At 72.4% G+C, this 10724-nt stretch carries 7 protein-coding genes; 5 read left to right on the top strand and 2 right to left on the bottom strand.

Annotation, left to right across the window (positions count from 1 at the left end):
• Positions 1–5: 5 nt before the first annotated feature.
• The 3 genes from IE108_RS05660 to IE108_RS05650 are packed head-to-tail and all read left to right on the top strand — an operon-like array spanning position 6 to position 3290.
• Positions 6–1031, top strand: a complete 1026-nt coding sequence (locus IE108_RS05660) for an isocitrate/isopropylmalate dehydrogenase family protein (protein WP_064726399.1) — start codon at positions 6–8, stop codon at positions 1029–1031.
• A 58-nt stretch (positions 1032–1089) separates the two neighbouring features.
• Entirely contained in the window at positions 1090–2154 is a 1065-nt protein-coding gene (locus tag IE108_RS05655; protein WP_064726398.1) for an SAM-dependent methyltransferase, read from the top strand.
• Positions 2151–3290: a pyridoxal phosphate-dependent aminotransferase gene (locus tag IE108_RS05650; RefSeq protein ID WP_064726397.1), complete on the top strand. Its 1140-nt coding sequence runs from the start codon at positions 2151–2153 to the stop codon at positions 3288–3290. Before IE108_RS05655 ends, IE108_RS05650 begins: the two co-directional genes overlap by 4 nt.
• 109 nt (positions 3291–3399) lie before the next feature.
• Here the strand turns inward: IE108_RS05650 and IE108_RS05645 are convergent, their stop codons facing one another.
• Together IE108_RS05645 and IE108_RS05640 are read right to left on the bottom strand one after the other, a co-directional pair.
• On the bottom strand, positions 3400–4608 hold the full coding sequence (locus IE108_RS05645) for a cytochrome P450 (protein WP_064726396.1): 1209 nt from the start codon (positions 4606–4608) through the stop codon (positions 3400–3402).
• The gene (locus IE108_RS05640) at positions 4605–5858 is read right to left on the bottom strand and encodes an MFS transporter (protein WP_064726395.1); all 1254 of its coding nucleotides are present in this window, start codon (positions 5856–5858) and stop codon (positions 4605–4607) included. The genes IE108_RS05645 and IE108_RS05640 overlap by 4 nt, the downstream gene beginning before the upstream one ends.
• A 192-nt stretch (positions 5859–6050) precedes the next feature.
• On the opposite strand from IE108_RS05640, the gene ileS reads away from it, so the two are divergent.
• Together ileS and IE108_RS05630 are read left to right on the top strand one after the other, a co-directional pair.
• Positions 6051–9170 carry an isoleucine--tRNA ligase gene (gene ileS / locus IE108_RS05635; RefSeq protein ID WP_229851662.1) on the top strand — a complete coding sequence of 1040 codons (3120 nt, stop codon included), beginning with the start codon at positions 6051–6053 and terminating at the stop codon, positions 9168–9170.
• Entirely contained in the window at positions 9167–10723 is a 1557-nt protein-coding gene (locus IE108_RS05630) for an amino acid adenylation domain-containing protein (protein WP_064726393.1), read from the top strand. The genes ileS and IE108_RS05630 overlap by 4 nt, the downstream gene beginning before the upstream one ends.
• The last annotated feature ends 1 nt before the right edge of the window (position 10724 follow it).

Below are 10724 nucleotides of genomic sequence, written 5' to 3'. Positions count from 1 at the left end.
CGGACATGACACGGATCGCCGTCATCCCCGGCGACGGAATCGGTCCCGAGGTGGTCGAGCAGGCGGTCATGACGCTGGACGCGTTCGGGCTGGGCCTGGACTTCGACCACCTCGACCACGTCAACGCCGGCACCTACCTCCGTACCGGCGTCGCGCTCTGCGACGAGGACGTCGCCCGGGTCGCGGCGAGCCGCTCCGCGCTGCTGGGCGCGATCGGCGACCCCCGGGTCGCGTCGCCCGCGTACGGCAGAGGCGTCCTGCTCCGCCTCCGCTTCGAACTGGACCTCTACGTGAACCACCGCCCGGCCAGGCTCCTCAGCGACCGCCTGAGTCCCCTCCGGCCGGACCGGCCCCGGGCGGTGGACTGCGTCGTCATCCGGGAGAACACCGAGGGCCTCTACACCGGCATGGGCGGCGCGCTGCGCGCCGGAGGCGAGCACGAGATCGCGCTCGACATCGACCTCAGCACCCACCGCGGCACGTCCCGGGTCGTCGAGCACGCCTTCACCATCGCCCGCCGGGAAGTCTGCATGGTCGACAAGGCGAACGCCGTGGAGCACGGCGGCAGTCTGTGGCAGCGCTGCTGGCGAGCGGCCGCGGCACGCCATCCCGACGTCGCCGCCCGCCACCTGTACGTCGACGCCGCCGCGATGCGCATGGTCACCGACCCCACCGGATTCGACGTGGTCGTCACCAACAACTCCTACGGCGACATCCTCAGCGACGTCGCGTCCGCCGTCGCCGGCGGGATCGGCACGGCGGCCTCGGCCAACCTCAACCCGGAACGCGGCTTCGGCCTCTACGAACCGGTCCACGGCAGCGCGCCCGACATCGCGGGCACGCGGGCCGCGAACCCGGTCGGCGCCATTCTGAGCGCCGGCCTCCTCCTCGCCGACCTCGGCCACACCGCCGAGGCCGCCGCCCTCAGGAACGCGGTCGACCTGGCCGTCGCCGACGGCGAGACCACACCCGACCTCGGCGGTTCGCTCGACACCGGCAAGGCGGGACAGGCCGTCCGCGCGCGGCTGTGAGACCACGGGCCCCGCCCGTGACCCGAGTACATCAGCACGCTCAAACGACAGGAGTGACATGTCCAACAAGGTCGAACCGGTCGAGTCGGTCGAGGTGTCCGACGCGTCGGTGCAGCGGGAGTGGAAGTCGGTGGCCGCCACCGGTGCCAGGGAACTGGCCTCGTCGTACGTACTCTGCAACACCGTGCTCGGACTGGCGCGTTCGGGCATCGCCGCGCGGCTCTCGGACCACTGGACGCCCCTCGCGGAACTGGTCCCGCCCGGCGGGTACACCGAGCTGGTGGGCAACCTCCTGCGCTTCGCGGAAATCCGCGGCCTCGTCGAGTCGCGCGGCGACTCCTGGCGGCTGTCCGCGTCCGGTGGCGCGCTGCTCGGCGAGGTCCCCGAGGCGGTGATCGGCTACTACGCGGAGGCCTACGGGCCGGTGCTGAGCAGCATCGAGGGGCTGGCCACCGGCCGGCTCCACTACGGGACGGACGTGGAGCGCGACACCGAGGCGCTCGGCCGCCGCTGCGAGGTGCTGTTCCGCAGCGTCGGAATGAACGTGGTACGCGAACTGATCGGCAGGTACGGCGCCGAACGCGTCCTGGACCTCGGCTGCGGAACCGGCGGCATGGTGCTCGACCTGGCCCGCGAGGATCCCCGCCTGCGCGCGGTGGGCCTGGACATCGCCGAGGACGCCGTCGCGCTCGCCTCGAAGCGGGCGCGGGAAGAGGGCCTCCAGGACAGGGTGTCCTTCGTCGTCGGCGACGCCTTCGTGCCCGGGGAGTGGCCCGCGGCGGCCCGCGAGTGCGACCTCTTCATCGCGGTCGGCGCGGTCCACGAGCACTTCCGGGACGGGGAGGAGGCGGTGGCCGAGCTGCTGCGGGCGTACGCGGAGCTGCTCGCCGGCAAGCCGGGAAGCGTCCTGGTGCTCGCCGAGCCCGAACTGTTCCGGGACGCCGAGGACGCGGACTTCTTCCTGGTGCACGCCCTCACCGAGCAGGGCTTCCCGCAGCGCAGGGAACCCTGGCTGAAGGTCATCGAAGCGGCCGGGCTGACGTGCCGGCGGATCCAGTCGGTGCCCGACACCATGTTCCGCTTCGCGTACTACGAGATCACCTCAGCGGCGGTCCCGCGATGAAGCCGTCCCTGCGGGCGCGGGCGCTGTCTCCCATGGAGCTGGCCGGCCTGCAGCGCCTGTCGGGGACGGGAGCGCTGGACATCGCCCTCGGCATCCCGCCGGGGGACCCGCCCGCCGCCGTCGTCGACGCGGCCGTGTCGGCACTGCGGGACGGCCTGCACCAGTACGCCGACCCGGCGGGACTTCCGGAACTGCGCGCCCTGATCGCCGCGGACGCCCGGCGTACGCACGGTGTGGACGTGGACCCGGAGACCGAGGTGACGGTGACCGTCGGTGCCACGGAGGGCCTGCTGACGGCGCTCCTCGCCGTCACCGACCCCGGGGACGAGGTCCTCCTGCCCGAGCCCTACTTCGAGCTCTACCCGGGCATCGTCGAGCTGGCCGGCGCGGTGCCCCGCCCCGTCCGGCTGGAGGCCCCGGGCTGGCGGCTCACCGAGACCGCGGTGACCCGCGCCCTGTCGCCGCGGACCCGGGCCGTCGTGCTCAACACACCGCACAATCCCACCGGGCGGGTCTTCGACCCGGGCGAACTCCGCCTGCTCATGGACATCTGCGCCGCACAGGGCATCGTCTGCGTCACCGACGAGGTCTACGACTGCACCGTCTTCGACGGGCGGCGCCACCTGTCCCCGCTGGCCATGCCGGCGGCCCGCCCGGACACCATCGTGGTCGGAAGCCTCTCCAAGAAGCTCCAGATGACGGGCTGGCGCATCGGGTACTGCATCGCCGACCCGGAGACCACGTCGGTACTGCGCACGATCCACGAACACACCACCGTGGGCACCAACCACCCCTTGCAGGCGGGCGCTCGGGCCTTGAAGCCGTCCGACGTGCTGGACGGCCGGCGGGAGTTCCAGGAGCAGCGGGACGAACTCGTCGCCGGCCTCTCCTCACTCGGCTTCACCGTGCGCCCGCCGGAAGGGGGCTGGTTCGTCTTCGCCGGCACCGAGGCCCTCGGCCGGTCCGCGCGGGAGATCTCGCGCACGCTGGCCGCCCGGGCGGGCGTACTCGTCGCGCCGGGGACACCGTTCTTCGGCCGCCCCGAGGACGGTGACCGGTGGATTCGCACGACGTTCGTCCGGGGGGCGGAGACGACCCGGGCGGCACTCGACCGGATGGCCGCACACCTGCCCTGACCGGCCGTGCCGGAGGGCCCCGGCCCTCCGGCTACCGCGTGTGCGGGCCCGGCCTTCGAAGCGAAGGCCGGGCCCGCAGGCGCTCCCGGTCAGTCCCGGGCCGTCCCGCTCACCACAGGACGGGCAGCTCGACCGGGCCGAACGTGCCCATGTGGGCGTAGGCGATCTCGTCCGCGGGCACCGCGAGCCGGAGCTTCGGCAGCCGGCGCAGCAGCGTGGGCAACGCCGTGCCGAGGTCCGCGCGCACCAGACTCTGCCCCAGGCACTGGTGGCTGCCGTAGCCGAAGGCGAGATGGTGCGGAGCCCTGCGGCCGAGGTCGAGCGTCTCCGGCGCGTCGAACACCGTGCCGTCGCGGTTGGCCGCGGAGAGGGCGACGAACACCCCGTCACCCGCGCGCAGCGACTGGCCGCCGATCTCCATGTCCTCGGTCACCACGCGCGCGAAGCCGGCGTCGGCCGCCGACAGGAACCGCAGCAGCTCCTCGACGGCGGCGGCCACCACGGCGGGGTCGTCCGTGTCCCGCAGCAGGCCGGCCTGGTCGGGGTCGCCGAGCAGCGCCAGGGCACTGAGCCCGATCATGTTCGTCGTCGCCTCGTGCCCGGAGATCAGCAGCAGCAGGGCGAGATCGGCCAGCTCGTCCCGGCTGATGCGGCCCTCGGCCAGCTGCTCGGTGACCAGGCGGCTGATGATGTCGTCCTCGGGGCGCCGCTCCTTGGCCTTCGTCAGCTCGCGCAGGAAGCCGCGCATCTCCTCACCCGCCCGCGCGACCTCCTCGGCCGAGGAGTGGGTGTCCAGCAGCGCGATGCTGCGCGACTGGAAGAAGTCGTGCTCCTCGTAGGGGATGCCCAGCATCAGCGATATGACCAGCGACGGGAAGGGCAGGGCGAACTCGGCCATCAGATCGGCGGGGGCGCCGTTCCGCGTCATCGTGTCGATGAGGTCGTCCGCGAGCCGCTGGATACGGGGACGCAGCGCCGCCGTCCGCCGGGCCGAGAAGTCACGGGCCACCATGCTCCGCAGCCGGGTGTGACCGGGATCGTCCATCCGGTTGAAGGACGCCCGCAGCGGTGTGGCCACCTGCGAGGCGGGCGAGACCGTGGGCATGTCGTCCCGGGACCCGTCACTGCTGACGCGCGGGTCGCTGAGGACGGCGCGGACGTCCTCGAAGCGAGTCGCCAGCCACGCCTCGCGCCCGTTCCACAGGCGGATCCTGCGCAGACCGCCGTCCCTGCTCCAGGCGACGTAGGCATCCGGGGGGTCGAAGGGGCAACCACTGCGGCTGATCGGGTAGTTCGGAAGGCCGGCGTCTGTGTTCACGAGACACCCTTCAGGGAGGTCGACGGCAGGGACGAGGATCCGAAGTAGTGCGCGCGGGTCCGGGCCGCCCAGCGGACGGCGGGGCCCATGGCGAGAGAGGCCAGGAGGAAGGCGGCGCCCAGGATCAGCCAGCCGGGCGTCCCGTACTCGATGAGCAGGGACGTGAGCAGCACCGGGGCGATCATCATCGAAGCGGCGTAGCCGGTGAAGAAGAAGCCCTGGTACTGGCCCTGTTTGTCCGGTGGGGCGAGTTCGTAGCTCACCACCCAGGCCGCGGCGGACAGCACCATCTCGCCGTAGACGTGGACAGCGCCGCCGGCGACCAGCAGCAGCCCCGACACCAGCGGCGAGCCGGTCGACGACACCGCGAACAGCAGGCAGCAGAGCAGGAGCACCGCGCCGGAGCGGCGGAACGCCGTGACGGCCGAGGGCAGGTCGTCGACCCTCTTCGCCACGCGCACCTGGAACGCCACCACGCAGACGGTGTTGATCAGGAACAGCACGGTCACGAGCCACGGGGGAGCGGTCGTGTGCCGGACGATCCACAGCGGCAGCACGATCTCCAGCAGCACCGCGTACAGCGACAGCACCACGCTGACGAGGGTGACCAGCGCGAAGGGGCGGTCCCGCAGAACGGCCAGCCGCGGCTCCCCCGCGGCGGGCGCGGGCGCGGCGGCCGTCGCGGGCAGGGTCATGAGCAGGAGGGCGGAGACGAGGAAGCTGAGCGCGTCGAGGACCAGGACGACGCGGAAGGCGGTGTCGCTGCCCAGCTGTATCGCGAACCCCGCGCCCAGCGCGCCGAGCGCGATGCCCGCGTTGTTGACCGACCGCAGATAGGCGCGGGTCCGCACCAGTTCGGTCCCGCGCAGGACGACGGCGAGCGTCGCCTGGAGCGCCGCCCGGCCACCGCGTTCGAGGACGACGAACGCACAGGCCACGAGGAGGAACTGGACGAAGGAACCGACGAAGAGATAGCCGGCGGCCGCGACGCCGTTCAGGGCGACCAGGGCCGCCGCCGTCCCCCGGGGGCCCCGGCGGTCGGCGAGGTGGCCCAGGGGGACCCCGGCCAACAGCCCCACCAGGCCGGCGATGCTCAGACCGATGCCCAGCCGGGCCGGCGACAGCCCGACCACCTGGGTGAAGTAGAGGGCCGAGCAGGTCATGAAGGCGCCGTTGCCCATCGTCATGAACAACGTCGCGGAGGTGAGGCTCCGGGCGGGCCCGCGCGCGGGAAGAAATCGACTGTCCACGACGCCGGATCCTAGGAGAGCCGGGTCATTCGGGAGTCATCGAATTCGGCGGGCGGAGATGACCGCAGAATTACCCGCCGTTCCTAGAGTGAGGGCCATCCGGCCGATTGCGGCCACCACGGGTCCGCGATGCGGGGGACAACCGCGAGGAGTGTTCTGGTGGGGTACCCGAAAACGAATCCGGGAGAAGGCGTGACCGCGCGCCCGTTCCTTCCCGGCGTCGAAAAGGCAGTCCTCGAATACTGGGAGAGGGATCGCACGTTCGAGGCGAGCGTGGCGGCACGCGGGAAGGACGCCGACGGCGGAAGCGAGTTCGTGCTGCTCGACGGGCCCCCCTTCGCGGACGGCCTCCCGCACTACGGTCATCTGCTGGCCGGATACGCCAAGGACGCCGTCTCGCGCTACCGGACGATGCGCGGTGACCGCGTCGAACGCCGCTTCGGGTGGACGTGCCACGGGCTGCCCTCGGAGATGGAGGTGGAGAAACAACTCGGCATCTCCTCCAAGCGGGACATCGAGTCGCTGGGCGTCGACGCGTTCAACCGGGCCTGCCGTTCCTTCGTCATGCGGCACACGCAGGAGTGGCGGGACTACGTCACCCGTCAGGCGCGCTGGGTGGATTTCGACAACGACTGCAAGACGATGGACCTGACCTACATGGAAAGCGTCATGTGGGCCTTCAAGAAGATCTGGGACAAGGGGCTGATCTACCAGGGGCATTCGATCTCCTGGTACTGCGGCGCCTGCGAGACACCGCTCTCCGACTCCGAGAGCGAGGGCACCATGGACCACCGGGACACCGGCCGCGAGGTGCGGGACCCGGAACTGACGGTGCGCCTGCGGCTGGAGACCGGCGAGGTGGCCCTCCTGTGGACCCGCACCCCGTGGCTGCTGCCCGCCACCCTCGCCGTGGCGGTGCACCCCGAGGCCGAGTACGTCACCGTCGAGCACGACGGCGAGCGTTACCTGCTGGCCGCGAGCAGGCTGCCGGACCACACGCGTGAGCTGGGCGAGGACGCCGCCGAACGCGTCGTGGCGAGAACCCCAGGCGCCGACCTCGCGGACCGGCGCTACACCCCGCTCCTCGACTCCTTCGCCGGTCACCCCGGCGCGCACCGCCTGGTCGCGGCGGGCCATGTCGGTACCGACGAGGGCACCGGCCTCGTACCCGTCGCCCCGGCCTTCGGCGAGATCGACCGGGCCGTCGCCGAAGAGGCCGGCATCGCCCTGGTGCTTCCCCTGGACGCGGGATGCCGGTTCACCGACGACGTCGCACCGTACGCCGGCCTGCCGGTCCTCGACGCGGGCCCGGCTCTCGTGCGGGACCTGGAGGCCGCCGGTGCCGTGCTGCGCCGCGCGACACACCGGCACACCTGCCCGCACTGCTGGAGATGCGGGGAGCGGCTGCTGGAGCGCGCCGTGCCCTCCTGGTTCCTCGCCGTGGACGGCATCCGCCGCAGGATGCTCGAACTCAACCAGCGGATCTCCTGGACGCCGGAGCGGGTCCGCGACGGCCTGTTCGGCAAGTGGCTGGAGAACGCGCACGACTGGAACATCTCCCGCAACCGGTACTGGGGTGCTCCGATGCCGGTCTGGGTCTCGGACGACCCCGCCTGGCCGAGGACCGACGTGTACGGCTCGCTGGAGGAGCTGCGACGCGACTTCGGGGTGCGGTTGTCCGACCTGCACCGCCCCGCCGTCGACGAACTGACCAGGCCCAACCCGGACGACCCGACCGGCCGGTCGACGATGCGCAGGATCCCGGAGGTCCTCGACTGCTGGTTCGAGACGGGGTCGATGCCCTTCGCGCACATCCACTACCCGTTCGAGAACGCGGAGTGGTTCGAGCGCCACAACCCCTGCGACCTCGTCGTCGAGTACCACGCGCAGACCCGCGGCTGGTTCTACTACATGCACGTCCTGGCCACCGCGCTCTTCGACCGTCCGGCCTTCGGCAGTTGCTCCGTCCTGGGAGTCGTGACGGGCACCGACGGTCACGCGATGTCGAAGTCGCGCAACAACTACCTCGACATCCCCTCGGTGTTCGAACGCGACGGGTCCGAGGCGATGCGCTGGTCCCTGCTCAGCTCACCGCTCGTGCGCGGCGGCGACCTCGTGGTCACCGAGCGCAACAGCCAGGAGGCGCTGCGCCAGGCGGTCATGCCCCTGTGGAACGCCTGGGCCTTCCTCTCGCTGCACGCCGCAGGGGCCGGGAGGGCGGGACGCCGGCACACCGGGAGCGCCCAGCTGCTGGACCGGTACCTCCTCGCCCGGACCCGCCTGCTGGTCGGCGAGACGACCCGCGCCATGGACGACAACGACCTCGCGGCGGCGTGCGCACCCGTGCGCGACTTCCTGGACGCGCTCACCAACTGGTACATCCGCTGCTCGCGGGCCCGGTTCGCCGCCAAAGACACCGACGCGCTCGACACCCTGCACACGGTCCTGGAGATCCTGTGCCGCCTGATGGCGCCGCTGCTGCCGATGGTCGGCGAGCACATCTGGCGCGGCCTGACCGGAGAACGCTCGGTCCACCTGGCCGACTGGCCCGCCGAGTCGGAACTGCCCGCGGACGAGGCGCTCGTGGCCGCCGTGGAACGGACCCGGCAGATCGTGTCGACCACCCTCGCCCTGCGCCGCGCGGACGGCCTGCGGGTCAGACTGCCCCTGCCCCGGCTCACCGTCGCCTGCGACGACCACGCCGACCTCGCACCGCTGACCGGTCTGATCCGGGAGCAGGTCAACGTGAAGGAGGTCGTCCTCGAACCCGACCCCGCCGCCCACGCCACGGTCCGGCTCTCGGTCGACGCCCGGGCCTGCGGCCGCCGGCTGGGCAGCCGCACCCAGGAGGTCATCGACGCCGCCGCGGCCGGGGCGTGGATCAGGGATCCGGACGGCGGCATCACCGTGGCCGGGGTGCCCATGCTGCCCGGGGAGATCAACGAGCGACTGGTCGCGGACGCCCCGGGAACGGCCGTCCTGCCCGACGGAGCCGGTCTCGTCGTCCTCGACACCCGGGTCACCGAGGAACTGGCCGCCGAGGGCCTGGCCCGTGACTTGGTCAGGGTCGCCCAGCAGGCCCGCCGGGCCGCCGGGCTGCGGCTGCTCGACCGGATCGAGCTGAACCTGGAGGTACCGGACGACGTGGCCGCCGCCGTCAGACCGTACGAGGGTTTCATAGCCCGCGAGACCGTGGCGGAGACGGTGTACTTCAAGGCCCTCGGCCAGGAGGCCTTCACGGGCACCGTCGGAGACGGCGCGCGGGCGCGGGCCTCGGTGAGCACGGTGCCCGCCGCGGGGGGTTCGCGATGACGGGCGCCGCGCACCGCCTCGAACACCTGGTCTCCGAGCGGGCCGCACGCGTCCCGGACGCGGTGGCGGTGGTCGACGCCACCGGATCCCTGACCTTCTCGGAGCTGGAGCGGCGCGCCAACCGCGTGGCCAACACGCTGCTCGCGGACGGCCTGCGGCCCGGTGACCGGGTCTGCCTGCTCGTCCCGAAGTCGGCCCGGGCCGTCGCCGCCGTCCTCGGCGTCCTGAAGGCGGGGGGCGTGTGCGTTCCCCTCGACGAGACGGGCCCGGCCATGCGGACGGCGGCGGTCCTGCGGCAGTGCGCGCCGTACCGGCTGATCGTGGCTCCGGAGTGCTCGGCCGTGGCACGGCGCCTGGCGGGCCTCACCGACCCGGCCTGGGGGAGAGGCGTCCTCCGCCTGGGGGAGGAGGAAGGCGCGCCGGAGCACGCCCCGGCGCCGGTCCCGGCCGGTGACGAGACCGCGTACATCCTCTTCACGTCCGGTTCCACGGGGCTGCCCAAGGGCGTGGTCCTCACCCACGGCAACGTGGCGCACTTCGTCGCCTGGGCGAACGCGCGGTTCGGCATGAGTCCCGGTGACCGGATCTCGTGCCAGCTCCCGCTGTACTTCGACGGGTCGCTCTGGGACGTCTTCGGGTCCCTGACCGCCGGGGCGGAGCTCCACCTGATGTCCGGACGCGACAACCTCCTCCCGAGCACGGTCGCCGACTTCATCGCCGGGGCCCGCCTCCAGCAGTGGCTGACCGTGCCCTCGGTGCTCACCTCGATGGCCGGCCTCGACGTGGTCTCCCACGGGGACTTCCCCGAACTGCGCAGGATCTTCTGGGGAGGCGACGTCGTAGCCCTGCCCGTCCTGCGGTACTGGATGACGCGCCTGCCCCACGTGCGGTTCACCAACATGTACGGCCCGACGGAGACGACGATCGTGGCGAGCTGCCACACGTTGCCCGGGATCCCGGCACCGGACGCCGGGGCGGTTCCGATCGGCACCCCGGTGGACGGGAAGCAGTTCGAGGTGCTGGGCGCCGACATGCGTCCCGTCGAGCGGGGGACCGTCGGCGACCTGTACATCTCCGGCACCGGACTCACCCCCGCCTACTGGCGGGCGCCCGCGCTCACGGACGCCTCCTTCACCGAGTGGCCGGCCGGTTCCGGGACGCGCTGGTACCGGACCGGCGACCTGGCCCGGCAGGACGCCGCGGGCGAGTACCACTTCCACGGCCGGGCGGACCGGCAGATCAAGTCCAGCGGTCACCGCGTCGAGCTGGACGAGGTGGCGGCCGCCCTGACCGGTCTGCCCGAGGTGAGCGACGCCGCCGTGATCGGCGTCCCGGCCCCCGAGGCCGAGGGAAACCGGATCTGCGCGGCCTACGTGCCGGCGGCCGGCGCGCGGGTGGACGTCGCCCGGCTGCGGACGGCGCTGGCCGCCAGGCTGCCGCAGTACATGCTGCCCGCGCACTGGCGGGAGTGCGGCTCCCTGCCCACGAACGCGAACGGAAAGACGGATCTGCCGGCCCTCAGGCGGATGTTCACCGACGACAGGAGGAAATGAC

It is taken from the genome of Streptomyces parvulus (genome assembly GCF_014648855.1).
GTDB lineage: Bacteria > Actinomycetota > Actinomycetes > Streptomycetales > Streptomycetaceae > Streptomyces > Streptomyces parvulus.
Note: the sequence above shows the minus strand (reverse complement) of the source record. Positions and strands in the feature narration are given on the sequence as shown.

Bases quoted from the DNA above. Each gene is read 5' to 3' on its own strand.
- IE108_RS05630 (WP_064726393.1), top strand. From the start codon at position 9,167: ATGACGGGCGCCGCGCACCGCCTCGAACACCTGGTCTCCGAGCGGGCC.
- IE108_RS05660 (WP_064726399.1), top strand. From the start codon at position 6: ATGACACGGATCGCCGTCATCCCCGGCGACGGAATCGGTCCCGAGGTG.
- IE108_RS05655 (WP_064726398.1), top strand. From the start codon at position 1,090: ATGTCCAACAAGGTCGAACCGGTCGAGTCGGTCGAGGTGTCCGACGCG.
- IE108_RS05650 (WP_064726397.1), top strand. From the start codon at position 2,151: ATGAAGCCGTCCCTGCGGGCGCGGGCGCTGTCTCCCATGGAGCTGGCC.